22 protein-coding genes are annotated in these 24,695 nt (G+C 34.2%); 6 read left to right on the forward strand and 16 right to left on the reverse strand.

The window, feature by feature from the left end:
* The first annotated feature begins 6 nt into the window (after nucleotides 1-6).
* Nucleotides 7-645, forward strand: a complete 639-nt coding sequence (locus tag H2O64_RS22655; RefSeq protein ID WP_187564531.1) for a hypothetical protein — start codon at nucleotides 7-9, stop codon at nucleotides 643-645.
* Nucleotides 646-889: 244 nt separating this feature from the next.
* Here H2O64_RS22655 and H2O64_RS22660 read toward each other — a convergent pair whose 3' ends face one another.
* Nucleotides 890-2,521 carry an amidase family protein gene (locus H2O64_RS22660; protein ID WP_187564532.1) on the reverse strand — a complete coding sequence of 544 codons (1,632 nt, stop codon included), beginning with the start codon at nucleotides 2,519-2,521 and terminating at the stop codon, nucleotides 890-892.
* Between the two features lie 131 nt (nucleotides 2,522-2,652).
* Between H2O64_RS22660 and H2O64_RS22665 the strand changes: the two genes are divergently transcribed.
* Entirely contained in the window at nucleotides 2,653-3,990 is a 1,338-nt protein-coding gene (locus H2O64_RS22665) for a fibronectin type III domain-containing protein (RefSeq protein WP_187564533.1), read from the forward strand.
* A gap of 87 nt (nucleotides 3,991-4,077) precedes the next feature.
* Here the strand turns inward: H2O64_RS22665 and ftsY are convergent, their stop codons facing one another.
* From ftsY to H2O64_RS22710, 9 genes are all read right to left on the reverse strand, one after another.
* The gene (gene ftsY, locus H2O64_RS22670; RefSeq protein ID WP_187564534.1) at nucleotides 4,078-5,034 is read right to left on the reverse strand and encodes a signal recognition particle-docking protein FtsY; all 957 of its coding nucleotides are present in this window, start codon (nucleotides 5,032-5,034) and stop codon (nucleotides 4,078-4,080) included.
* A 231-nt stretch (nucleotides 5,035-5,265) separates the two neighbouring features.
* On the reverse strand, nucleotides 5,266-5,415 hold the full coding sequence (locus tag H2O64_RS22675; RefSeq protein WP_187564535.1) for a DUF4295 domain-containing protein: 150 nt from the start codon (nucleotides 5,413-5,415) through the stop codon (nucleotides 5,266-5,268).
* Nucleotides 5,416-5,421: 6 nt separating this feature from the next.
* Complete coding sequence (gene rpmG, locus H2O64_RS22680) at nucleotides 5,422-5,604, reverse strand: 50S ribosomal protein L33 (protein ID WP_187564536.1); 183 nt, start codon at nucleotides 5,602-5,604, stop codon at nucleotides 5,422-5,424.
* Between the two features lie 31 nt (nucleotides 5,605-5,635).
* Nucleotides 5,636-5,872, reverse strand: a complete 237-nt coding sequence (gene rpmB, locus H2O64_RS22685; RefSeq protein ID WP_187564537.1) for a 50S ribosomal protein L28 — start codon at nucleotides 5,870-5,872, stop codon at nucleotides 5,636-5,638.
* A gap of 70 nt (nucleotides 5,873-5,942) precedes the next feature.
* Nucleotides 5,943-7,199, reverse strand: coding sequence for a competence/damage-inducible protein A (locus tag H2O64_RS22690; RefSeq protein WP_187564538.1), 1,257 nt, complete (start codon nucleotides 7,197-7,199; stop codon nucleotides 5,943-5,945).
* 6 nt (nucleotides 7,200-7,205) lie between these two features.
* Nucleotides 7,206-7,544: an Hpt domain-containing protein gene (locus H2O64_RS22695; RefSeq protein ID WP_187564539.1), complete on the reverse strand. Its 339-nt coding sequence runs from the start codon at nucleotides 7,542-7,544 to the stop codon at nucleotides 7,206-7,208.
* A gap of 3 nt (nucleotides 7,545-7,547) precedes the next feature.
* Complete coding sequence (locus H2O64_RS22700) at nucleotides 7,548-8,159, reverse strand: fumarylacetoacetate hydrolase family protein (protein WP_187564540.1); 612 nt, start codon at nucleotides 8,157-8,159, stop codon at nucleotides 7,548-7,550.
* A 14-nt stretch (nucleotides 8,160-8,173) separates the two neighbouring features.
* Entirely contained in the window at nucleotides 8,174-9,109 is a 936-nt protein-coding gene (locus H2O64_RS22705; RefSeq protein ID WP_187564541.1) for a carboxypeptidase-like regulatory domain-containing protein, read from the reverse strand.
* 15 nt (nucleotides 9,110-9,124) lie between these two features.
* Nucleotides 9,125-9,898 carry a 3'-5' exonuclease gene (locus H2O64_RS22710; RefSeq protein WP_187564542.1) on the reverse strand — a complete coding sequence of 258 codons (774 nt, stop codon included), beginning with the start codon at nucleotides 9,896-9,898 and terminating at the stop codon, nucleotides 9,125-9,127.
* Between the two features lie 107 nt (nucleotides 9,899-10,005).
* On the opposite strand from H2O64_RS22710, the gene H2O64_RS22715 reads away from it, so the two are divergent.
* A complete protein-coding gene (locus tag H2O64_RS22715; RefSeq protein ID WP_187564543.1) occupies nucleotides 10,006-10,632 on the forward strand; it encodes a hypothetical protein in 627 nt (208 codons plus the stop codon).
* Nucleotides 10,633-10,941: 309 nt separating this feature from the next.
* Here the strand turns inward: H2O64_RS22715 and H2O64_RS22720 are convergent, their stop codons facing one another.
* From H2O64_RS22720 to H2O64_RS22735, 4 genes are all read right to left on the reverse strand, one after another.
* On the reverse strand, nucleotides 10,942-12,264 hold the full coding sequence (locus H2O64_RS22720; protein WP_187564544.1) for a dihydrolipoamide acetyltransferase family protein: 1,323 nt from the start codon (nucleotides 12,262-12,264) through the stop codon (nucleotides 10,942-10,944).
* Nucleotides 12,265-12,358: 94 nt separating this feature from the next.
* Nucleotides 12,359-13,492 carry a glycosyltransferase family 2 protein gene (locus tag H2O64_RS22725; RefSeq protein ID WP_187564545.1) on the reverse strand — a complete coding sequence of 378 codons (1,134 nt, stop codon included), beginning with the start codon at nucleotides 13,490-13,492 and terminating at the stop codon, nucleotides 12,359-12,361.
* 103 nt (nucleotides 13,493-13,595) lie between these two features.
* Nucleotides 13,596-14,216: a recombination mediator RecR gene (gene recR, locus H2O64_RS22730; protein WP_187564546.1), complete on the reverse strand. Its 621-nt coding sequence runs from the start codon at nucleotides 14,214-14,216 to the stop codon at nucleotides 13,596-13,598.
* 19 nt (nucleotides 14,217-14,235) lie between these two features.
* Nucleotides 14,236-15,261: an SGNH/GDSL hydrolase family protein gene (locus H2O64_RS22735; RefSeq protein WP_187564547.1), complete on the reverse strand. Its 1,026-nt coding sequence runs from the start codon at nucleotides 15,259-15,261 to the stop codon at nucleotides 14,236-14,238.
* A gap of 425 nt (nucleotides 15,262-15,686) precedes the next feature.
* Between H2O64_RS22735 and H2O64_RS22740 the strand changes: the two genes are divergently transcribed.
* Nucleotides 15,687-17,318 carry a sodium:solute symporter gene (locus H2O64_RS22740; RefSeq protein ID WP_235983009.1) on the forward strand — a complete coding sequence of 544 codons (1,632 nt, stop codon included), beginning with the start codon at nucleotides 15,687-15,689 and terminating at the stop codon, nucleotides 17,316-17,318.
* Here H2O64_RS22740 and H2O64_RS22745 read toward each other — a convergent pair.
* Nucleotides 17,295-17,651 carry a CoA-binding protein gene (locus H2O64_RS22745; protein ID WP_187564548.1) on the reverse strand — a complete coding sequence of 119 codons (357 nt, stop codon included), beginning with the start codon at nucleotides 17,649-17,651 and terminating at the stop codon, nucleotides 17,295-17,297. The two genes, H2O64_RS22740 and H2O64_RS22745, sit on opposite strands and share 24 nt — an antisense overlap.
* A gap of 204 nt (nucleotides 17,652-17,855) precedes the next feature.
* Between H2O64_RS22745 and H2O64_RS22750 the strand changes: the two genes are divergently transcribed.
* On the forward strand, nucleotides 17,856-20,324 hold the full coding sequence (locus tag H2O64_RS22750) for an outer membrane beta-barrel protein (RefSeq protein ID WP_187564549.1): 2,469 nt from the start codon (nucleotides 17,856-17,858) through the stop codon (nucleotides 20,322-20,324).
* Nucleotides 20,325-20,897: 573 nt separating this feature from the next.
* On the opposite strand, the gene H2O64_RS22755 is transcribed toward H2O64_RS22750, so the two are convergent.
* The gene (locus H2O64_RS22755; protein WP_187564550.1) at nucleotides 20,898-21,914 is read right to left on the reverse strand and encodes a 3-oxoacyl-ACP synthase III family protein; all 1,017 of its coding nucleotides are present in this window, start codon (nucleotides 21,912-21,914) and stop codon (nucleotides 20,898-20,900) included.
* A 353-nt stretch (nucleotides 21,915-22,267) separates the two neighbouring features.
* On the opposite strand from H2O64_RS22755, the gene H2O64_RS22760 reads away from it, so the two are divergent.
* Nucleotides 22,268-24,682: an alpha/beta hydrolase family protein gene (locus H2O64_RS22760; protein ID WP_187564551.1), complete on the forward strand. Its 2,415-nt coding sequence runs from the start codon at nucleotides 22,268-22,270 to the stop codon at nucleotides 24,680-24,682.
* Nucleotides 24,683-24,695 lie beyond the last annotated feature (13 nt).

The raw sequence follows: 24,695 nt of genomic DNA on the forward strand, positions 1-24,695 counted from the left end.
ACCATCATGACACAAGAAATAAATAATCCCTTAGATAATACACTTGACGATATTGATAAAGTATTTGCTATTAGTGGCATTGCTTTAGGCAGTTTAGAGCTTTTATTTTACCCTGTAGAAGAAATTGCAGACGCTTCCGAAGCCGATTTAGGATTTGTTGGTACGGTTTCCAAAGTAGTTTCCGGACTTGGCTTAATAGGTACAGTTTGGTCAGTTGGCTTACTATATGGCAGACAAGTTGACATTCATCCATTATTAAAGTGGGTTTTTGTTCCACTATTAGTTTTAGATGTAATTTTAGTTACGCTTTTACTAGCAATGCTTGCCATTGATACAGCAAGTGTTTCAAAGGTTGGTAACCTCGCGCTTAAATATATAAAACCTGCCGTTTGTTCATTAGGAGCTATAGGTATAATTATTGCAATGGCTGTGATGCCTAAAAAACTTTTAAAAATGTCTTTCATAGGATTGGCCATTCATTATTTACCAGCTGCATTAGGATATGCACCAATTAACAAACATCCGTTTTATGTATTGGTTGTTTTTGTTCGCACTGGCGGATTAATTACCGCATTGGCTGGCGATGCAATAGAACTATTTTCGGGAGAAGATGATACTGATGAACAATTACAATTGGAAAGTTAATTGTATTTCGCGTTAGGGATAGAAGCGGCATCCTTTTTTTGACTTTAATTTGCGTCATTATGAGGAGGAATCGACGAAATAATCTGTTGGATCAAGACACAGATTATCATAAATTTTTCTAAAAATTCTCGCAAAGACGATTTTAAAAAAAGATATAGCGGATAGCCCGACGATCACAAAAAAGCACACTAAGCATTCAATGCGAAGTGTGCTTTTTTGTGATGGGAACGCCCAACTTTTTATATTAGTTATAGTTTTTCGGTGCTTTTCGCATTTTTGAAGCTTGTTCATATATGTACGCCCATTCTAGCATACTTTTCTCTGTAAACGGTTTACCGATGAAGGTAATTCCTTTTGGTTCACCTTTGCCCGTATAGCCCATCGGAACTGTCAACGCAGGATATTCCGCAACAGCTGCAAACGCCGCATGATAATTGTTGACAGATAAAACTGCATCTAAATTGTGTGCTTTCATTGGAATGTCAAAATATGATTTTCCGTTATCGTGCAGCACTTTTTTCATGTCTAAAAATTCTTTTTTATTTGCCTTATCGTCTACAATTCCGTAAAATAATTTTTGTCCGTACGGCATTGTTTTGGCTGAATCTTTTTTATTGAAATCTATCACATCTTGTACCGAAGTATATGACAATTCTTTGTTTGCATAGTTTTTAAAATACTCAGGCAAGTCTTTTTGCATGTCTAAATTCAATAGATTGATAAATTTTGGCAACCCTATTTCTTCTTCGTCAATTTCTACAATAATGGCGCCTTGTTGTTTTAATACATTGATAGCATTGATGTATAAAGTATCTTTCAGTAAGCGTTTAATAGCACCAAAACGCTTGCCTTTTATAGATGGATTTCCGTTTTTGATTCCGCTTATATAATAATTTCCAGACCATTTGAACGATCTACTTTTACTATCAGCAGGATCATGTCCGTATAAAGCACCTAACAAAATAGCATTATCAATAACGCTTTTTGTCATGGGACCTGGCGTATCTAATGTACTTGAAATTGGCACAATTCCTGAACGACTTAACAATCCGATGGTTGGCTTGAGTCCAACTACTGAGTTTTGACTTGATGGCGATAATATAGAACCTGCTGTTTCAGTTCCGACAGCTGCTACGGCAAAGTTTGTAGCTACCGAAACACCGCTTCCTGCACTTGACCCACCTGTATCAATGATTTTTCTCCCATAAGGATTTAAGGTTTGCCCGCCAATAGCACTATACCCACTTGGGCAATCGCCACAGAAAAAATACGCCCATTCACTTAAGTTTGCTTTTCCTAAAATTAATGCGCCTTGTCCTTTTAATTGTTTTACAATAAAAGCATCTTCTGTATAGTTATTTTTTAAAGCAACTGCTCCAGCTGTTGTTGGCATTCCAGTAGTATTTACATTGTCTTTTAATAGAATTGGCATTCCAAAAATGAGCGGCTTTAGTCTTTTATTAAAAAATTCTTGATCTTTTTGTTTTGCTTCCGCGATTATATTTGGATTTATACTAATCACAGAATTTAATGACAATTCATTATCACGATCGTATTTTTTGATGCGATACAGGTAAAATTTTACGAGTGTTTCATACGTAAATATGCCTTGCGTTCTATTTTTATGTAATTCTAATATGTTTTTTTCTAATATGTGCGGTTTTAGTTTTTCGTATTCAGCTTCTGAGAAATCGTTCATCTCTTGATCTAAAGAACTCCAAATTGTCTGATTTTCAATATTTTCTGAATCTAACACTTTAAAAGTGGTAAACTCTTTTGCACTTATTGCTGAAATATCATCTTGTTTTTTTGCTTGTTCTTTTGGTCCACAAGCATTTAAAAGAAATACAATTGCTAAAAATATAATTTTCTTCATTTTGATTCGTTATTTAGGTGGTATAAATATACAATCAAAAAGTTTAACTATTGGAATGTTGTTTTTTTAGCTTCTAAATGATAAACTCATCATTGTTTTTATATATTTGTGATGAACGAAAAAAAAATTTTATGAAAAAAGTAGTTTTACTTCTACTAATAGGAATTGTATTCTCTTGTTCAGATGATGTGCAAATTCCAGAAATTATACAACCATGCCAACCTGTTGCCGCTTCTTTTGCTTCAGATATCACCGATAATTCTGCACGACTTAATTGGTGTGGAAGCGTGAATGATGCTGGAGAATGTTTACCTGTTACGAGTGTATCTTGGGTAGTAACATACGGATCACCTGGATTTGATCCAGAAACAGGAACCATAATTACGACAACACAAACTAATGCTACGATTAGCGGATTATCTTCTGAGACTTCTTATGAGTTTTATGTAAAGTCTGATTGTAATTTAGCGAATAATGACTGGTTTGGACCTTTATTGTTTCGCACTTCATGTCCAGCACCCACAAATTTAGGCATCGCAAATTTAACAAAAACTTCAGCTACGTTCACTTGGACTCCAGGTGGAAGCGAAGTTTCATGGGAAATTAAATACGGACTTCAAGGATTTAACTTAGAAGAAGCTGAATTGTTTGCTACTGGAAATAGTACAGAGCATTCAGTGATGAATTTACAACCAAATAACGATTACGAATTTTATGTACGCGCCAACTGTAATTCTTTTACTGACGGTGGCCAAGCAGGAAGTTCGAGTGCGTTTAGTGGACCTTTCCGATTTGCAACCTGTTTACCGCCATTAAATTTAACGACAACACCAACTCAAAACTCAATGATTTTAGATTGGGACTCTAATGGAGAAACTTCTTGGGAAGTTCGTTACGGACCTGCAGCAGGATTTGATCCAAATACAGCGACTGCCGCAACTACGAATAACTCTACGTTTACCGTTACTGGTTTATGCCCGATTACAGCATATTCATTCGTCGTAAGAACTGCTTGTAGCGCTACAACATCAAGTGCTTGGGTAAGCGCAGGTAATATAAGCACACTACAACTAGGATACACAGGAATGTATACGTATGAAGAAATAGGAAATACCGATGAACCAATTTTCGGTGATCCTGCAACAGTTGAAATCGTAAGTGTTTCTGATACGGAAAGAAGTATTATTGTAAAGTATTTAGCAAACTTAGATATTCCAGGAACACAACCAACTATGACTTTCAATTTTACATTGAATTGTGATGGAACTGTTAGTGTTGCGAATGATCAAGATACAAACTTCAATTGTGGTGGCGCAAATGTCTTATTAGGATTAGGCGCAGCGACACCAACTTCATATAATATGGTAGACGATGATACTATTGATATCCGATTTGTTGAAGATACAGCAAGTGAGACGTGTGTAAATGTACCTTTAACAGAGGTTCTTATTAGATTGACGAAAATATAATCAACAGATTAATAGATATAGAAAAAGCCTGCAATTTTAAAATTGCAGGCTTTTTTATTGGGTATATTTTCTAGTACTAGATACTTTTTACTTTGAAAAGAATGAATCTACAAACTCGTATTTATTGAATACTTGTAAATCTTCGATTCCTTCTCCTACTCCAATGTATTTTACAGGAATTTTGAATTGATCAGAGATTCCGATCACAACACCGCCTTTTGCAGTTCCATCTAATTTTGTAACCGCTAATGAAGTTACTTCCGTTGCCGCTGTAAACTGTTTTGCTTGCTCAAAAGCGTTTTGCCCAGTAGATCCATCTAAAACTAATAATACATCGTGTGGTGCGTCGTCAATTACTTTTTGCATTACTTTTTTGACTTTCGTCAATTCCTTCATCAAGTTTACTTTGTTGTGCAATCTTCCTGCAGTATCAATAATGATAACATCGGCATCTTGCGCAACTCCTGATTTTAGGGTGTCAAACGCAACAGAAGCTGGATCACTTCCCATACTTTGCTTTACTAACGGAACATCGACTCTATCTGCCCAAACTTGTAATTGATCAATGGCTGCAGCTCTGAAGGTATCCGCAGCTCCTAAAACCACTTTGAGTCCTTGCCTGTTAAATTGGTATGCAAGTTTTCCGATCGTAGTTGTTTTTCCAACACCATTTACACCAACTACCATTAATACATACGGTTTTTTGTCCGTTGGAATGGTATATTCTGTTTCTTCACCAGAATTTGTTTCGGATAATAATCCTGCAATTTCTTCTCGAAGAATTTTGTTGAGTTCGTCTGTTCCTAAGTATTTGTCTTTGGCAACTCTTGCTTCTATTCTATCAATAATTTTCAAGGTTGTATCAACGCCAACATCACTGCTAACTAAAACTTCTTCTAAATTATCTAAAACCTCATCATCAACCTTGCTTTTTCCGGCAACTGCCTTCGTTAGTTTAGATAGAAAACTTGATTTGGATTTCTCTAAACCTTTATCGAGTGTTTCTTTTTTTTCTGATGAAAATATTCTCTTAAAAAAACTCATAATTTGTCGTACTATTTTTAATGCGATTACAATCTTATTGATTGTACAAACTGCAAAACAAGATACTTAAAATTACTGTATGTTTTGCATTACTATTTTATACACTTGACAAGTCAATTACCTTGCCTGATTTACAAACATGAAAAACTGTCACCTTTTTGGTTCATGTATAAAAACAAAAAGCTACTCTCTTTCGAAAGTAGCTTTTTTAGTATCGTGTAAAACGTATACTTAGTTTTTTAACCAATCGTTTACCTTTTCTGGTGTCATGATTGATTCAACAAAAGTGTATGCTCCAGATTTTGGAGATTTTACCATTTTAATTGCTTTTGTTAGTCTCTTTGATCCTGTTTGTAAGGATGCTACTGATTTCTTTGCCATGACTTATTATTTTATTTCTTTGTGAACAGTCATTTTCTTTAAGATTGGATTGAATTTCTTAATCTCTAATCTGTCCGGAGTGTTTTTCTTATTCTTTGTTGTGATATAACGTGAAGTTCCTGGTTTCCCTGAAGCTTTATGTTCTGTACATTCTAATATCACTTGAACTCTATTTCCTTTCTTCGCCATTACTTTGGTATTTATACTTTATGACTGTATATTACTTAATGAAACCATTTGCTCTTGCTTCTTTAAGCACTGCAGAGATTCCTTTTTTATTAATTGTTTTTAGTGCTGAAGTAGAAACTTTTAGAGTTACCCACTTATCTTCTTCAGGTATGTAAAAACGCTTTTTTGTAAGATTCGCATTAAATTTGCGCTTTGTCTTATTCATTGCGTGGGAAACGTTATTCCCTACCATTGCTTTCTTACCTGTTAATTCACAAATTCTAGACATCTGTACTAAACTTTTAAGTTATTCAAAAACGAGGTGCAAATTTACGTTTTTTTATTTTCTCAGCAAATATTTATTTACTGTTTTTTAATATTTCTTCAAGCAACATTTGAAAAGCTTTCGTAACTGCCTTGTTTACTACCTTTTCCCTCGGCTGTCCAAAATTAAATTCTTGCGAAATGATTCCACTAGGAGTCGCTATTCCAATAAATACGGTGCCAACTTCTGCATCTGAGTTTCCTTTGCTGGGTCCGGCATTTCCTGTGGTTGCAATTGCATAATCTGCATGATAGATTTTTTGCGCGCCTTTTGCCATCGCTTCTACTACTTCAGCACTTACGACCGAGTGTTGTTTTATTAACGCTTCTGGAACACCTAAGAGATCAATTTTAGATTGTACCGCATACGTTACTGCACTTCCATTAAAGAAAGCTGAAACGCCAGACTCTTGCGTTATTTGCGCGGCAACGCGTCCGCCAGTACAACTTTCGGCAGCAGCCAACTTTTGACCTTTGGCAACTAATAATTCTCCTATTTGTGTAATGATGCTACTTTTACCTTCAATTCCTTGAATGATATCTCCAATGATTGGGTAGAGCTTTTGCGCGTATTCATCAACAGCATTTATAATTTGCGCTTTGTCTTTTCCTTTTCCAGTAAGGCGCAAACGCACTTTACCAAAATTGGGCAGATAGGCAAGTTTTACATTTTCTGGAAGATTATTTTCCCAATCTTCAATTTTCATTGCAATACTACTTTCGCCCATTCCATAGGTTAAAATAGTTTTGTGATATATAAATGGCCTTTCAAATTCTTCTTGCAGTTTTGGAATGATCTGATTGGTCATTAATCCACGCATTTCATAAGGAACGCCTGGCATGGAAACAAAAACCGTATTGTCTTTCTCTAACCACATTCCTGGCGCAGTTCCGTATTGATTCATCAAAATTTGCGCTTTGGAAGGCACTAATGCCTGATCGCGATTCATATTCGAGATGATGGAAGATGTAATGTATTTGGCGAATAATTCTTCAATATGCGCTAATACCGCATCATTTTTAATTAATTCATCCTGAAAATACTCACACAAGGTATGTTTGGTAATATCGTCTTTTGTTGGACCCAATCCGCCTGTGATCAATACAACATCTGCTTTTGCTTTGGCAGCTTCTAGGGCTTCTAAAATGTGTTGCTTATCATCTTGGATTGACGTAATTTGATGTACAGAAACACCTATTTCATTGAGTGCTTTTGAGATAAATACTGAATTTGTATCTACTATTTGTCCGATGAGAATTTCATCGCCAATGGTAATTATTTCTGCAATCATGCTTTATTATAAGTTGAATTCTTTTTTCAATTCATTAATGTTTGAATTGATTTTTGCAAGTATGCTGTCAAAAGCCGTCGCAATATCTGATATATTCGTTTCTGCTTTTGACCAACTCAATATTTGAAGATTGATATCATACGATTCTTGCATGCCCAATAAGTCTAAATTAGGCTTTATTTTATGACTCACCTGATATATTTCTTTGTAATTCTCTGATTTTACTTCGTGTTCAAATTTTACAAGATCTTCTGGAATTTCTTCTATAAAAGCCACTACTACAGCTTCAATGAAGTCGGTATCTCCATCAGATATTGCATTTATTTTTTCTAAATTATAACCCATTTTTTATTTTACTAGTATTGAAAATAATTCTTGTCCTTCTAAATATCCTGTCAATCGATCGTCAGTATGCACTTTGCTAACACCTGCAGGCGTACCCGTAAATATAATGTCTCCTATTTTTAAGGTGAAATACTGTGACACATACGCAATCAACTCATCAATTTTCCAAAGCATTTGTTTGGTATTTCCTTGTTGAACGATTTCTTTATTTTTTTCTAATTTAAAGTTGATATCGTTCAAATCGGCAAATTGATCTTTTGAAATCCATTTTCCAACGACTGCCGAACCGTCAAAAGCTTTTGCTTTTTCCCACGGCAATCCTTTTTCTTTTAATTTCGATTGTAAATCGCGCGCTGTGAAATCAATCCCTACACTAATTTCATTATAATATTTGTGCGCAAACTTCTGATCAATATATTTTCCCAATTTATTAATTTTTACCAAGACTTCCACCTCATGATGGATTTCTTTTGAAAAATCGGGAATAAAAAACGGTTGCTTCTTTAAAAGAATCGACGTATCCGATTTCATAAAAATTACTGGATCCGTTGGTTTTTCGTTTTCAAGCTCTGCAATATGTTCTGTGTAGTTTCGTCCGATGCAAATAATTTTCATAGTCTGTCTTCTACTTAATTTGTTAGTTTTAATTTGAAAGCTGGCGCGACAACTTCACTTTCTTTAAAATCTGTTAGCGGCATTTTTAGTTTTCGCACTTTTCGCCAGCCATCAACAGTCATATAATAAGAAAACGATTCGCCTTCTTCTTCAACAATTCCTTTAAAGATTGGTGCGTATCGTTTTTGTTTGATATTTTTAACTTTCATTGTATCGTTTACTTTGAGATGAATAATTTCTTCAAAAGCATTTTCTTCAATGAATAAATGTTCTACTACGATAAAAAAACCTTCGCGTGGAACTTCAATTCCATTAGCGGGCATTTTTACTTTTGTCTTTGCTTGCTTGTAACTTACCTCAACAATAAAAGGATCTACCAAATCATCTTTGGGCATTTTGTCTTCTGTGGAAGAAACTACTCGCAATCGAAATTTCGCGTTGTGCCTTCCTTCTTTATAGAAAAATACAGAAACTTCTTTGAGATAGTTTTCAACTCCTAATGTTTCATTGAACGGATAGTAACGTGCAAACATTGACGGATATGCGCCTCCGCTAAAATTTCCTAAACCAATACTCCGCTTTCCGCGAAACGAATTGATGCGTATTAATTCTTTTTTTTCTGAGTTCGATACATGTACTGTATTCAAAAACTCAATAGATGGTTGCATGTAAATCACAACGCCTTTTCCGCGTCGGATTTCAATTTTTTTATCTTCAAAACCAACACAGGTTATTTTGAGTATTTTCCCTAACCATTCCTCTGGAACTGTAAATTCAAATTTACCGTTGCTGTCCGCTGTTGTTCCTCTTTTTTCAGATGGAATAATTAAATGCGCATACGCAATCGGTTCGTTTGTATCTTTATTTACAATCGTTCCCGAGATGTTTTTTTGTGCTTGTACAAAGCATAAATTTAAAAATGTAATGAGTACAATGGTAGCGTTTCTCATAATCATTTTTAGTGATTAAAATTTTGTGTTTAGTTTTCTTAGTTTGATTGCTGTGAGTACTTTTTTCGTGTAGCGCGGAAAGTTTGCGTTTAAAATCCAACCAAAATAACCTGGTTCTTCATCTAAAACGGATAGTACTTTTTTGCCTTTGTGTTTTCCAAACGAAAAGATTTCTTCATCATCTTTATCAAATATGATGAATCCTGCAAAATCTGCCATTTTTTTACGAGTCGTAAATTCACTTAGCTTTCGCATGTCATTTTCTAATTCTTCGTAGCGATCTAATTGCGATTTTAAGACTTCATACGTTGCATTTGTATCTACTTCAGCTCCGTGTGCACCTTCGAGTTCTTTTCCACAGTAAAATTTGTACGCTGCTGATAATGTACGTTGTTCCATTTTGTGGAAAATTGTTTGTACATCGACAGAAACTCTATTTTTCATGTCAAAGTCAATGTCTGCACGCAGCAATTCTTCTGCTAATAATGGAATGTCAAATCGGTCAGAATTGTAGCCTGCCAAATCACTATCTTTCACCATATTATAAATCTCCTTGGAAAGTTCCTTGAATGTTGGTTCGTTTGCAACTTTATCATCGGTAATTCCGTGAATTTCAGAAACATGCGGAGGAATTGGCATTTCAGGGTTTACCAACCACGTTTTGCTCTCTTTATTTCCGTTAGGATATACTTTGAGTATCGCAATTTCTACAATTCTATCCTTAGCTACATCAATTCCAGTTGTTTCCAAATCAAAGAAGCAGATAGGATTTTTTAGTTTTAATTCCATTGTTTTATTTAAAAGAGTAAATTTACCATTATTACAGGGTAAATAAAATTATTTTGTGGTATAATAATTGATTTTGATGTATTATTAACAATAATAGAAAAATGACCATGTTGAAGTCTATTTTAACTTCTTTTTTATGCTGTTTTTTTTGGATTTTTTCTACGAATGCACAAACAGAAGCTATTGAGATTGTAGAGGTTAAAGGCAAGAAAAAGATCCTATTTTATGCCATTAATCACACAGAAATTTTAAAAGAAGTGTTTTTTAAGGTAGATGGAAAAGGCTTTCGGAAAAGCAGTTATCGCCCTGTAATTAAGAAAGTTCCTGCGAATACCAAAGTTTTATTGATCACATTAATTCCACTAAAAAACGCGACGCCAGAATACACTTATTTTTCTTCGCATGACGATAAATTACAAGAGCTAAGCCTAGAAACCAGTGTAAAAAACTGGAAAACACTCGATACTTTAATTGATAAAGGCGAAACCATCATTTTCACGAAAGATAAATGCACAAAATGCGAAAAATTAATTGGAATGCTCAAAGCAAACCGAATTCCGCATAAAGCATTTAATATTTCTGAAAACGAACGTTATAAGCAGTTTTTCTGGAATACTATTTCCAAAATGAAACGCCAAGATGTAATCATTTCTTCCATTCCAATTGCGATTGTAAAAGGCGAACTTCATGAAGGTTTAGATTTGATTTCTTTTGTGGAGTCTTTGAAAAAGTAGAGCGCTTTGCTTTTAGACCGCTTCGCTGTTAGATGTTAGAGCGCTTCGCTTTTAGACTTGTTCCCGCGTAGGCGGGAATCTCTTGGATCGTGCTGATGCACTTTTGGATTGCTTCGCTTTTAGATTGCGCAGACGCGCCTTTGGATCGCTTCGCTTGTTTTTGTTGATTCGATATTTTTCACCAAACAAAGTCGAAATACAACACATATAAACTCATAAACCTTTAAACTTATAAACTACTCATCATAAACAAAAAAAAGAGCCTTCTTCCGAAAGCTCTCATTTGAAACATTATATATTGTATTTTTCTTAAATATCTCTATTGCTATCCCAAGCTTCTAAGTAGTCAGCAACTCGTTTTACAAATTGTCCACCAAGTGCGCCATTGACAACTCTGTGATCGTACGAGTGTGATAAGAACATTTTGTAACGGATTCCGATGAAATCACCTTCTGGCGTTTCAATCACCGCAGGCACTTTGCGAATGGCTCCTAAAGCTAAGATTCCAACTTGTGGCTGATTGATAATTGGTGTTCCCATGATACTTCCAAAGGTTCCTACATTTGTTACTGTATAGGTTCCACCTTGAATATCGTCTGGTTTTAGTTTGTTATTTCTTGCTCTGTCCGCTAAGTCGTTTACTGCTTTTGCCATACCAACCAAGTTCAGTTGATCTGCATTTTTAATCACCGGAACAATTAAGTTTCCATCCGCCAACGCTGCTGCCATTCCTAAGTTGATGTTTTTCCTTTTGATGATGTTGTCACCATCAACAGCAATGTTCATCATTGGGAAATCTTTCAACGCTTTTGCAACCGCTTCCATAAAGATTGGTGTAAATGTAAGTTTTTCACCTTCGCGTTTTTCGAAGCTATCTTTCATTTTCTTACGCCAATTCCAAATCTTTGTAACATCAACTTCTATAAAACTTTGTACGTGTGCTGATGTTTGTACCGAAGCCACCATGTGATGCGCAATGAGTTTCCCCATACGTGTCATTTCTATGATTTCATCGCCACCATTGGTGGAAACTGGAGTTGCTGGTGCTGCTTTTGGAGTTTCTTTCACAACTTTCGCCGCTTCTTGAACTGCTGCTTTTGGTGCAGCAACTTGTGGTTGTTGTGTTCCTTTATTTTTTATGTAGGCAAGAATGTCATTTTTCGTAACTCTTTCGTCTTTTCCTGTTCCTGGAATAGTGTCTAACTCTTCAACTGAGATTCCTTCTTCTTTGGCAATGTTTTTTACTAATGGAGAATAGAATTTTTCAGAAGTTGAAAAGTCATTACTTACGGTTTCTTTTGCTGCTGTTACCGTATCGGCAACTGCTGCAACTGCTGTCGCTTCTGCTACTTTTACTGCTGGCGCTGGTGTTGCTTCTGCACTTCCTTCGCCTTCAGTTTCAATGATAGCAAGCGTTTGCCCAACTTTTACAACATCATCAACATTGAATAGTATTTCAACTAAAACACCATCAACTTCACTTGGTAATTCAGAGTCTACCTTGTCCGTTGCGATTTCCAACACTGCTTCATCAGCTTCGATAGTTTCGCCAACTTCTTTGAGCCATGATATAATTGTTGCTTCTGCAACACTTTCTCCCATTTGTGGAAGTTTTAGTTCAAATTTTGCCATATCCTTAATCTAAAGATGTTATTTTATTTTATTTTGCGAAAATACTAAATAATATGATTTTTTATTGAATTATTTTCAATTTACTTCAACTTGCTTAAGTACCATTCTTTGACTTGTTCAGCATCAACACTTCTCCTCTATTTTTAGACGAATCACTTCCAATGATAAAAGTACTGTTTTTTGGTAGTATTTTGTAATATCCAAGCTGTTTTTCAAAGATTTGAATAATCGTTTTTGTTTCAACAAAATGAGTGTCAAAAATGATTTCTGTTTGTTTTTTGTTTTCTATTTGATTAAAAAAGTGATCTAGATTTTCAGTTTGGACACAGTTTTTTCCATTGTGAATAGTTTGAAGCTGCTCAAAACGCGTTGCATCATTCGTTACAAAAACACACTTTTGAATGTTTTTTTGAACTTGCTTGTCTGATTTTGAAATCATCGGAATTAGTTTTGCGCCAAGCGTCACTGCAATGTCATAGATCAAATTTCTTTTGAAATGCTTTTTATAGAATAATTGCATCGCGCCGTAAAAACGCTTTGCGTATGTTTTGTCTTTTAATGTACTTTCTCCTTTGTAATGAATGACCGTCGTTTTGCCGTAATAGTAGTTTTGAAATCCTGCTTTTAGAATTTTATACGATAAGTCAATGTCTTCGCCATACATGAAATAATCTTCGTCAAATCCAGCGACAGCTTCATACACACTTTTTTTCATAAACATAAACGCGCCCACTAAAATATCAACCTTTCCAATTTCATTTTCATCGAGATTTGAATAGTACCCTGAGTTTTTTTTACCTAAAATTTTCTTCACGGAAACCATCGGCGTTGGAATGTTTCGTTTGCTTTCGGGCAAAAACGTTCCGCTTCCATCAATGAGTTTACAACCAATACTTCCTAAATTTTCTTTATTTTTTGTGAATTCGAGCAGTTGTGTAAAGGTATCTTCTGCCACAATCGTATCCGGATTTAAGATACAAATGTATTCGCCTTTGGCAACTTTCACACCTTGATTGTTCGCTTTAGCAAAACCTACATTTTCTGTATTTGCAATGAGTTGAATGGCTGGAAAAGTCGTTCGCATCATCTCGCAACTATCGTCTGGCGAATTGTTGTCAACCACAATTATTTCCGCGTCCATTCCCGCGACAGCGGATTGCACACTGCGCAAACACGCTTCTAAAAAGTAGCGCACATTGTAGTTGAGAATGATAACAGAGAGTTTCATCTGTTTATAATTAATTGTTTTTTATCGGTCAGATGTTACATTCATTTAATCATTCCGCTACGGAAAGAAAATTTAGTTATGAATGTTTCATGCAGTTGTATTTTTATGAACTCTTTAGTGAATTTTCAAATGGAACTCTGTTTAGTATACTTCTCCCAAGCGTCACCTCATCAGCATATTCTAGCTCGTCACCCACCGAAATTCCACGGGCAATGGTAGATGTTTTTACTTCGTATTTTTCGATTTGCTTGTAAATGTAAAAGTTCGTTGTGTCGCCTTCCATTGTTGAGCTTAACGCGAAAATGATTTCTTTGACTTTTCCTGCTTGCACTTTTTCTACTAAGCTACCAATTGTCAAATTGTGCGGACCAATTCCGTCCAACGGAGAAATTTTTCCACCTAATACATGGTATAAACCTTTGTATTGCGACGTACTTTCTATTGCCATCACATCGCGAATGTCTTCCACAACACAGATAATGTCTTGCTGACGATTTAGATTTACACAGATATCACAAATTTCTACATCCGAAATGTTGTGACAGCTTTTGCAATGCTTGATTTCCGTACGTAAATCTTGCAACGCACTGGCTAAATGCATGGTTTGACTTTCTGGCTGACGCAATAAATGCAATACCAATCGCAATGCCGTTCGCTTTCCAATACCTGGAAGTTGCGAAATTTCATTGACTGCATTTTCTAATAGTCGTGAGGAGAATTCCATAGCCGCAAATTTACAATTTTCACTTTACGATTTCTGCATTTTCATGCATGTTTATTATCTTTTGTAATTCGCTTGCAATAAAAGCATGTCCTTTTGTGTTGATATGATCGTCTAAAACATAGTATTTATCTGCGGTAAGTCCAGAAGATATATCTACAGGAATCACCTGTTTTGCCATATTTTCCCATTCATTTTTTTGCAATGTTTTTTTGAGATTGTTTATGAAATGATTCGATGTTTGGCGACTGTTGATATTGATTACAATAATTTTGATTTCTTTTTGAAAAACTTCTGATTGCTTGATAACATTCAGAAAAACAGCGACTTCATCATCTTTAAGTTTGATTATGGGATCAAATTCGGGATTTGCGCTCGCTATGAGTCTTGGAAATTTTAGTACATGCTTGAATAGATGGTAGCTTCGTTCTTCTCTTAGAGTTTTGCTTGCATTTGTATAACTTTCTTCAGAAGAAATTTTTAATATATTATTGTTTTGAGAATACTTATAATTTTCCTGGTAATCATTTTCACAGTATTGAATGATTATATATTGTAAATTTTCAGTGTTGATTTGCTGTAGCAATTTGAATTCTCTCACAGTTCCATAGGATGATATTGCTGTGTTTAGCACTTTTTTTTGTGTCTCTTTTTCTAAAACTTCCGCGAAGGTTTTTTCTTGTGGAATTCCCCAACCCATAGCTTGTGAATCACCTAAAACTACGATTTTGGGATTTAGTAAAGATGTTTCGTCATCTCTAACGCCAAGGGAGTTTACGTTGAAAGCAACATCAAATTCTCGGTTTTTAAATTGAAAATCGCCCGGTTTTAATACGTAAAATAACTTTGTATCATATTTTGCCATCTCTGGTTCGTATTGAATAATTTTTCTATCAAAATTCATGTAATATTTTTGACAGGCAATTTTCATTCGACCATTTAAGTTTTCTGGATGCGATAATTTGTATTCCAAAAAACATTCTAGCGCACCAAAAATAATCAAGACGATAATTACATTATATACTATGAAAACCCATTTCTTTTTCATTGGAAGCTTTTATGTTTCACAAAAATATATTTTATAATTTGGAAGTGTGTGTTTTGCAATCTACAAATTACACACAAGTAATTTATATTTTTGTTTTTTAGTATCCGCTATTTAACGTGAGTTTGGTATGAGAAACCGCTATTGTAAGCACTAAATGCAATAAAATCAACACTTTGTCACTTCGAGCGCAGTCGAGAAGCTAAAAAATGCTAATTTTCTTATTGAATCTCGACTGCGCTCGATTTGACACTAGTATAAACAAAACATTGAAGTAATTTGATGTTGAAAACATCTCAACTGCGCTTGATGCAATGTGCTTATTTTTTAAATCTTTCCATCTCTAAATCCTTGAATTATTAAATTTTTGAATTTTTGAATAGCGCAAAGCATTGAAGTTTGTATTTTGCAATCCACAAATTATATTTATGCAACCGATTCATATTTTACTTCTGATTGCCAGCTATTTTGGCGTTTTGATTTTGATCTCGTATTTCACTGGGAAAGATGATAGCAATGAAACATTTTTTAAAGCTTCGCGAAAATCGCCTTGGTATATTGTCGCTTTTGGAATGATTGGCGCTTCGCTTTCGGGCGTTACGTTTATTTCTGTTCCAGGTTGGGTTGAAGCTTCTCAGTTTAGCTATATGCAAGTCGTTTTTGGCTATTTGGTTGGTTATTTTATCATTGCGTATGTATTGATGCCCATTTATTATCGCTTGAATGTAACGTCGATTTATCAGTATTTGGAAGACAGATTTGGCGTGGTAAGTTATAAAACTGGTGCTTTTTTCTTTTTACTTTCTAGAATTCTCGGTGCTTCTTTCCGATTGTACTTGGTTGCCATTGTATTGCAACGCTATGTGTTTGATGCTTACGGAATTCATTTTGCAGTTACGGTAAGTTTATCAATTTTACTGATTTGGTTGTATACGTTTAGAGGTGGAATTAAAACGATTGTTTGGACAGATACTTTACAAACTTTGTTTATGTTAATCGCCGTTGGCGTAGCGATATATTTGATTTTAACGAATCTTGATATGAGTTTCAGCGAATTTTGGAACTCGGAAGATTTGAAAAAGTACAATCAAATTTGGTTTACAGATAGTTTTATGGCGAAGAATTATTTTGTGAAATCGTTCCTTGGCGGATTGTTTATTGCGGTTTGTATGACAGGGCTTGACCAAGATATGATGCAGAAGAATTTAACTTGTAAATCATTGGGCGACGCACAAAAGAATATGATTTCGTTTAGTATTGTGTTGGTGGTTGTGAATTTAATCTTTCTATTGTTAGGAGCATTGTTATTTATGTATGCTAACGCGAATGCTATTGAAATACCATTGATGGATGGAAAACCAAAAACCGATTTGTTATTCCCAGAAATCGCACTGAAAGGTGGTTTAGGAATTTCACTAGCTGTTGTTTTCTTATTAGGATTAATTGCCGCAGCATATTCTAGTGCCGATTCTGCATTGACTTCTTTGACAACTTCTTTTTCTGTAGATTTTTTAGGGATTGAAAAAGAGTCTGGAAAAGAAAATAAATTCGCTCGTAAAATCGTTCAATTTGCAAAACCGATTGTAGTTTCTGCTTCTGGTTTTTTGAATTCTAAAAAGAGAGATAAAGACGAAGAGTTAGAAGAAAAACCTATAAATGAACAGAAACTTATACGTCAAGTTGTACACATTTTGATGTCGATCGTGCTAATCATTGTCGTGATTATCTTTAATAGTTTGAGCAATAAAAGCGTAATCGATAGTATTTTAACGATTGCAGGTTATACCTACGGACCTTTGTTAGGATTGTTCGCATTCGGGATTTTCACCAAGTACAAAGTGATTGACAAACGCGTATGGATTGTTACGCTTGTTTCTATTTGTTTAACGTATTTCTTAGCGAATTTTGGTTCGTATTACACCTATTTTACTGAAGACGTTTCCAATCTGGCGGAAGCCGCAAAACTAGCCAAAGAAAGTTTTTATCAGTTTGGATATGAATTGTTACCAATTAACGGATTGCTAACTTTTATCGGTTTAGTATTGATTAGACGCCAATAAAACCAACGTACACGCAACTTCATGCGCAATATTTTTTTCTTCTAATAGCTTGTAAAATTTAGGATTTTCGGTTCCTGGATTAAATATGACACGTTTCGGTTGTAACGAAATGATGTAGTCATAAAAATCAACTTGTATTGAAGAGTTTAGATATAAAGTAATTGTATGAATATCTTCGTAAGGCAGTAATTCTGTATCAATGGTAATACCACTAATTTCTCCTTCTTTTAATCCGTAAGCAACCACTTCATGATTGTTTGCTGCTAGTTTTTGTACAGCTTTATAGGAAAAACGATGCACTTTCATAGAAGCGCCGAGTACTAATGTTTTCAATAGGTTTAGTATTTAGGTTACGATTTGGGTATACTCATTGGTAATGAGGTTGCAAATTTAATGCTTTTAAAATCGTAACGGCATTATTTGTTAAATTATGTTAAAAGTTGTTAAATAACGTAACACAATATTCTTTACATCGTCAAGTATACATGCTTCGGGTAACACTGAAGTTTCATCAAAAACAAAAAACGAACTTATTAAATGAAAAAACTAATCACACTTTGCATGGTGATGCTATGCTTTGCATTACATGCTCAAAACCCAGTCCCCAAAATTGGAACAATTAAAGGAAAAGTTATCGACGCAAGAACACAAGAAACTATTCCTTATGCTACAATTGTAATTAAATCGAAAACTGACAATAAAGTTTTAACTGGAGCAATTTCAGATGATCGAGGGAATTTTAAAATTGAAAAAATTCCAGCAGGAGCTCTTATTGTAGATGTCCAATTTATCGGATATGAAACTATCACGAAAGAAGTAACCATTTCAAATGATACTAAGACTGTTTCTCTTGGAACTATTTCTTTAGCAGAAAGTGCTACTACTTTAAATGAAGTTGAAATTGTTGCCGAACGAACCACTATTGAACAGAAAGTAGATCGAAAAGTAATTACCGTTGGAAAAGACTTAGTTACTAGCGGACCAACTGCTGCTGATATTATGAACAATTTACCGTCTGTAAATGTTGATCAACAAACAGGAGCTATTAGTTTACGTGGAAATCAAAATGTGCGTGTAATGGTTGATGGAAAATTATCAAACATTCCAACTGCGCAGTTATTGAAGCAATTGCCTTCAAACTCTATCAAAAAAATTGAATTGATCACAAATCCTTCCGCAAAGTACAATCCAGAAGGAATGAGTGGAATTATCAATATTGTTTTACATAAAAATGTAAATATTGGTTTTAATGGTAACGTAAATGTTGGCTTGACACGTGAACGTGAAGCGAAGTTCAATAGTTCTATTGATATGAATTATCGTAATGGAAAATTCAACATCTTTGGAAACTACGGAAACAATATTTCTAAAAATGCCAACGAAGGAAATATCTTTAGGGTAGATGAAAACTCTCAGCAAATATTTAGCTTTTTAGACAACAGAAAAACACATTTATTTAAAGTTGGAGTAGATGTTTATTTGAACGAGAAAAACACAGTTTCCTTCTTTACAAATCAAAATATTAGTGATAGTAGAACGGATGGAATTACAGATGTTTTTTTCAATGACAGTCCTCAATTCAATAATTTTCAAGATTTCTTAGCGAAAAATGACAACCTTTCTTCTCAGTATAACTTTAACTATAAGTATAATATTGATGACGAAGGTCACAACATTGAATTGGAAGTAGATTATAATGTTTTTGACGCTGAGGATAATATCGATTTTCAATTTTCAGGAGCAAATACATTCCCTAATTATATAGATGAAACTGAAACTGATAGAGAGCGTACTACTATTAACTTAGATTATGTACGTCCAATGAAAAATAAAGCGAAGTTAGAGCTTGGTATGGAAGCGCGTTTATTCAATTCTAATATTGATTATCTATCTTCTGGATTTACGCTTAACGAAATGGGTACCTTACGTAGAACACCAAATACTGATTTTGATTATACTAGAGATATTTATTCTGCGTATGCAACCTATGGAAAACAATTCGAAAAATGGTCGTATCAAGTTGGTGTAAGAGCTGAAAGTGTTCAAGTAGATGCCAATGCATTGTCAAGAGAAATTGAGACTACAGATGTTTCTAATATTGCTTTTGATAATGATTATATACAAGTATATCCATCTGCATTTTTTACGTATTCACCTTCAGAAAAAAATTCATACCAAGTTAGTTATAGTAGACGTGTAGACCGTCCAGGAATTGGGCAAGTAAATCCAATTAGAGAATGGAGTACACCTTTAATTTCTTCTTTTGGAAATATCAACTTAGAGCCACAGTTTACAAACTCTATGGAAGCAAATTACACACGAAAGTTAGGAAACAAAGGAACAATTACTGGTGGTGTTTTTTATAGACTTATTGAAGATGAAATCAACAGAGCCGTTTTTGTAGATCGTACTGATATCAACAGATTAATTTTAACAAACGATAATTTTGACAATACAACTGCTTATGGAGTTGAAGTTTCAAGTAATTTCAGACCAACAAGCTGGTGGAGTTTTAATGCAAGTTTTGACTTCTTTTCACAAACGCAAAAAGGGATCACAGAATCATTAAATGCGCCAACTGATGTTGCAACTGTTGATAATATTATTCGTGAAACTGTAGAAGTTGACAATGCAGCTTGGAACTTTAGAATGTTTAATAACTTTAAAGTATCTAAAAAAATAAATTTATCTGCTTTTGGATTTTATAGAGGTAGTGTTCAAGGATTACAGTTTGAGATGGAACCAATGTACTTTGTAAATGTTGGTGCACGGTATTCATTTGCAGAAGGAAACGGAACACTAAGTGTAAATTATAATGATATTTTCAACACCATGCAGTTTGGTTTTAATGGTACTAGACCATTCCGACAAGAAGGTGCTTTTAGATGGGAAAGCAATACAGTAAATGTTAGTATTTCTTATCGTTTTGGTGGTGGAAAATACAGAGCAAAATCTCGTAAAAATAGAGATAACGATGAAAAATCTGGAAGTGGCGGATTCTTATAAGTCACTATTCAACAATAATCCCAAATAAACTTTAAAATGGTTGATATAAAATTTGAATTATAGTTGCTTTAGATGAAATAGAAAATATAAGCATAGCCTTAGTTACGGTTCTGTTTTATATTGAACATATAAAGGAAATAGAAACAAATTTAATCGGTTATTTTAAAATTTATTTGGTAGGACTTAATAACTTCAATTATTATTGATGGTTAGTGTTAATTGTAAGTTATTAATCAAAGAAAACCTTAGTTGTGCACAACTAGGGTTTTCTGTTTTTTATAGGATTTTTTCGGATCGATACATTTTCTAAAATGTTATTAATCCGTAAACTAACACAGTTAAACCAAAAATTTGTTAAAATTCTGCTAAGCAGTAATTATATATCAAAAAAAACAACATACTTGTAGTATAGAAAAGTTATTCAGTATTATTAGTAGGTTGATTATTCGAATTTAGCACTCAAAAAATATCCTAAAATATTGCATAACGTATACTAGATATTTGTTTATCTATCTATGAAAAAATCCCAAGCTCGTTAGAACTTGGGATTTTATTTTTTATACGTTTATGATATTACCATTTTATAATTACACTTCCCCAAGTAAATCCACTTCCGAAAGCTGCCAATACAACGGTATCTCCTTCTTTAACTTTTCCTTCTTCCCATGCTTCTGTCAATGCAATAGGAATTGACGCCGCAGTTGTATTTCCATATCGCATGATGTTGTTGTACACTTGATCATCACTTAATCCAAACTTTCGCTGTATGAATTGAGAAATTCTCAAATTCGCTTGATGCGGAATTAACATGTCAATATCTTCTTTTTTCAAACCATTTTGCGACAAACCTTCCATAATCACTTCACTAAAACGTACGACTGCATTTTTAAATACAAATTGCCCGTTCATGTGTGGAAAATAGGAAGTATCCTCTACGCCATTTTCATGATCTTCTAAAATATCATTCACCCAACGTGTTCCCATTCCTGGAGCCGTCAACACCAATTCTTCAGCATGTTCTCCTTGTGAATGTAAATGTGTTGATAAAATTCCACGACTATTATCTTCACTTCTTGATAATATCGCTGCTCCTGCTCCATCACCAAATATTACAGAAACACCTCTTCCACGCGTTGTCATATCTAATCCATGCGAATGTAATTCTGAACCAATAACCAAAATGTTTTTATACATTCCTGTTTTAATAAACTGATCGGCTACGGAAATTGCATACACAAACCCTGAACATTGATTACGCACATCTAAAGCACCAACGGTTTTAATGTCTAATTCTTTTTGTACAATAACACCTGGACCAGGGAAATAATAATCAGGACTCAAAGTGGCAAAAATGATAAAATCAATATCATCTTTATGAATTCCTGAGCGTTCAATGGCAACTTTCGCTGCTTTTATGCCCATTCCGGAAGTTGTGTCTTCAGTTCCTTTTATAGCATATCTTCGCTCTTGTATTCCAGTACGTTCCTGTATCCATTCATCATTTGTTTCAATTAGCTTAGATAAATCGTCGTTTGTCACAACATTGTCTGGCACATAATGCCCTAATCCTATAATTCTTGATGTATACATAAATTATCGATTTTTAATTTTTCAGTGCGAAATCGCGGTATAAATTTACAAATTCTTAAAAATTGAACTACTATATTAAGCATTAATAATTAATATCTTGTTGAGAGTTGAAAATATATTTCAATGAAAAAGCACATTTATTTTGAAATAAATGTGCCTTAAAAACAACCTAACCAATAAATAAACAATTGATTAAGGAATTATTCTCTATTGTAGTAATCTCTATCCTTAATCATTATGAAATATATCGAAATGATTTTTGATTCCTTACAATATACTTTACTTATTTTATGATTAACTTTATTTTTTTAGATAAATTTATGCTTCAATAACTATAAATACAGGCAATTCTCATGAAATATACTTTTCTATTATTTTTATTTTTTCTTCAACTCTCTGTAATTCAGGGACAAGAAAACATCAATTATCAAAAACCTCCACAAGAAATTTTAAAACTTGTTGAAGCTGAAAGAGCTCCTATTGTCAGAATGGATAACAAAGGAGAAAATTTTTATTTCGGCTATCGAAGCAATTATAAAACAATTGCTGAACTTTCTGAAAAAGAGCTTCGTTTAGCGGGTTTGCGGATCAATCCAAAAACAAATATTGGGAGCAGACAAAATTATTATAACAAAATTAAAATCAGAGTTGGACGTACTAGCAATGAAGAATCTGTAAAAGGATTGCCATCAACTGGACGATTTACCAATTTTAGATGGTCGCCTGATGAAAAGAAAATAGCATTCACAAACACAGTTGCCAATGGAGTTGAATTATGGATTTTAGATTTCGAATCAAAATCTGCAACAAAACTAACGGATGCAAACTTAAACGCGAATATTGGAAGTCCATTTATGTGGTTAAAAGATGGTAAATCATTACTAGTCAAAAAGATTTCTAAAGACAGAAAACCACTTATCAATTCAGCGACAACAGTTCCTACTGGACCAACAATATCTGTGAGTGAAGAAGGAAAAAAAGCGCAAAATAGAACCTATCAAGATTTATTAAAAAATAAGAATGATGAATTTAATTTTGAGCAATTAGCAACTTCCGAATTACATAAAGTTTCCTTAGATGGAACAAGTACGTTGTGGAAATCGAAAAATATGTACAAAGGCATGTCATTATCGCCAAATGGAGAATTGATCATGCTAAATACCATTGAAAAACCATTCTCTTACTTAGTAACCTATTTCAGATTTCCATACACATCTGTACTTTATGATTTGCAAGGAAATAAAGTATATGAAGCTTTAAAAGTTCCGTTAATTGAAGACTTACCAAAAGGTTTTATGTCGGTTAGAAAAGGAAAAAGAAGTTTATCATGGCGTTTAGATCAACCTGCTACTTTATATTGGTCAGAAGCGTTGGATGGCGGCGATCCTGCAAAAAAGGTCTCTCACAGAGATGAAGTGTTTCAATTAGCAGCTCCTTTTACGGGAACACCTACTTCATTACTAAAAACTATGGGGCGTTTTTCTGGGATTAATTGGGGAAATAATAAAACTGCCATTGCGTATGATTATTGGTGGAATACTCGAAATACGAAAAGATATTTATTTAATCCTTCAAATAATACAATTCCTGCTAAACTTATTAATGATCGAAGTTACCAAGATTCTTATAGCAATCCAGGAAGTTATATCACTTCTAAGAATGAGTTCGGAGAATATGTATTAGATATTCAAAAGAATAATGTATACCTAATTGGTGATGGATATAGCAAAGATGGCAAAAAACCATTTGTAGATGAATTTAGTTTAAAAACATTCAAAACGAAACGCATCTATGAGTCTGATTACACTGATAAATCATTAAATATTTATGATGCAGTAGATTTAAAGAAGGGAACTTTTTTAATAGTGTTAGAATCTCAAAACGAATATCCTAACTATTACATTCAAAACTTAAAGAAGAACACACCTGCTATCGCATTGACAAATGCTGAAAATCCTTATAAAAGCATTCAAAACGTCAAAAAAGAAATCATCAAATACAAGCGTGAAGATGGCTTAGATCTTTCTGGAACTTTATACTTACCTACAAATTATGAAGAAGGTAAAAAATACCCAATGATTCTTTGGGCATATCCTGTGGAATACAAGGATAAAAATAATGCTGGACAAACAACCGCAGATTCTAATGAATTTACTTCGCTCTATTATGGTTCACCAATTTATTGGGTAACCAGAGGTTATGTTGTGTTAGATGATGCTTCTTTTCCTATCGTTGGCGAAGGCGATGAAGAACCAAATGATACGTTTATAAAACAATTAGTTGCTAATGGTAAAGCTGCCATTGACGCCGTTGATAAACTAGGATATATTGACAGAACAAAAGTTGCCGTTGGCGGACATTCGTATGGCGCATTTATGACGGCAAATTTACTAACACACTCTGATTTATTTGCGGCAGGAATTGCGAGAAGCGGCGCATACAATAGAACATTAACACCTTATGGTTTTCAAAGTGAAGAGCGCAATTATTGGGAAGCTCCTGAAATTTATTACAACATGTCACCTTTTATGCATGCGGACAAAATGAAAACTCCTTTACTGCTTATTCATGGTGAAGCTGACAATAATTCTGGAACCTACCCTTTACAAAGTGAACGTTATTTCAACGCGTTAAAAGGAATGGGCGCGCCAGTACGCTTGGTAATGCTTCCAAAAGAAAGTCACGGATACCGATCGCGAGAATCTATTCTACATTTGTTATGGGAACAGGATCAATGGCTGGAAAAATATCTGAAAGGAAAAAAATAGACAACTAATTCCT

Source organism: Kordia aestuariivivens, assembly GCF_014397005.1.
Classification (GTDB): Bacteria; Bacteroidota; Bacteroidia; order Flavobacteriales; family Flavobacteriaceae; genus Kordia; species Kordia aestuariivivens.

Bases quoted from the DNA above. Each gene is read 5' to 3' on its own strand.
- H2O64_RS22655 (WP_187564531.1), top strand. From the start codon at position 7: ATGACACAAGAAATAAATAATCCCTTAGATAATACACTTGACGATATT.
- H2O64_RS22660 (WP_187564532.1), bottom strand. From the start codon at position 2,521: ATGAAGAAAATTATATTTTTAGCAATTGTATTTCTTTTAAATGCTTGT.
- H2O64_RS22665 (WP_187564533.1), top strand. From the start codon at position 2,653: ATGAAAAAAGTAGTTTTACTTCTACTAATAGGAATTGTATTCTCTTGT.
- ftsY (WP_187564534.1), bottom strand. From the start codon at position 5,034: ATGAGTTTTTTTAAGAGAATATTTTCATCAGAAAAAAAAGAAACACTC.
- H2O64_RS22675 (WP_187564535.1), bottom strand. From the start codon at position 5,415: ATGGCAAAGAAATCAGTAGCATCCTTACAAACAGGATCAAAGAGACTA.
- rpmG (WP_187564536.1), bottom strand. From the start codon at position 5,604: ATGGCGAAGAAAGGAAATAGAGTTCAAGTGATATTAGAATGTACAGAA.
- rpmB (WP_187564537.1), bottom strand. From the start codon at position 5,872: ATGTCTAGAATTTGTGAATTAACAGGTAAGAAAGCAATGGTAGGGAAT.
- H2O64_RS22690 (WP_187564538.1), bottom strand. From the start codon at position 7,199: ATGATTGCAGAAATAATTACCATTGGCGATGAAATTCTCATCGGACAA.
- H2O64_RS22695 (WP_187564539.1), bottom strand. From the start codon at position 7,544: ATGGGTTATAATTTAGAAAAAATAAATGCAATATCTGATGGAGATACC.
- H2O64_RS22700 (WP_187564540.1), bottom strand. From the start codon at position 8,159: ATGAAAATTATTTGCATCGGACGAAACTACACAGAACATATTGCAGAG.
- H2O64_RS22705 (WP_187564541.1), bottom strand. From the start codon at position 9,109: ATGAGAAACGCTACCATTGTACTCATTACATTTTTAAATTTATGCTTT.
- H2O64_RS22710 (WP_187564542.1), bottom strand. From the start codon at position 9,898: ATGGAATTAAAACTAAAAAATCCTATCTGCTTCTTTGATTTGGAAACA.
- H2O64_RS22715 (WP_187564543.1), top strand. From the start codon at position 10,006: ATGTTGAAGTCTATTTTAACTTCTTTTTTATGCTGTTTTTTTTGGATT.
- H2O64_RS22720 (WP_187564544.1), bottom strand. From the start codon at position 12,264: ATGGCAAAATTTGAACTAAAACTTCCACAAATGGGAGAAAGTGTTGCA.
- H2O64_RS22725 (WP_187564545.1), bottom strand. From the start codon at position 13,492: ATGAAACTCTCTGTTATCATTCTCAACTACAATGTGCGCTACTTTTTA.
- recR (WP_187564546.1), bottom strand. From the start codon at position 14,216: ATGGAATTCTCCTCACGACTATTAGAAAATGCAGTCAATGAAATTTCG.
- H2O64_RS22735 (WP_187564547.1), bottom strand. From the start codon at position 15,261: ATGAAAAAGAAATGGGTTTTCATAGTATATAATGTAATTATCGTCTTG.
- H2O64_RS22740 (WP_235983009.1), top strand. From the start codon at position 15,687: ATGCAACCGATTCATATTTTACTTCTGATTGCCAGCTATTTTGGCGTT.
- H2O64_RS22750 (WP_187564549.1), top strand. From the start codon at position 17,856: ATGAAAAAACTAATCACACTTTGCATGGTGATGCTATGCTTTGCATTA.
- H2O64_RS22755 (WP_187564550.1), bottom strand. From the start codon at position 21,914: ATGTATACATCAAGAATTATAGGATTAGGGCATTATGTGCCAGACAAT.
- H2O64_RS22760 (WP_187564551.1), top strand. From the start codon at position 22,268: ATGAAATATACTTTTCTATTATTTTTATTTTTTCTTCAACTCTCTGTA.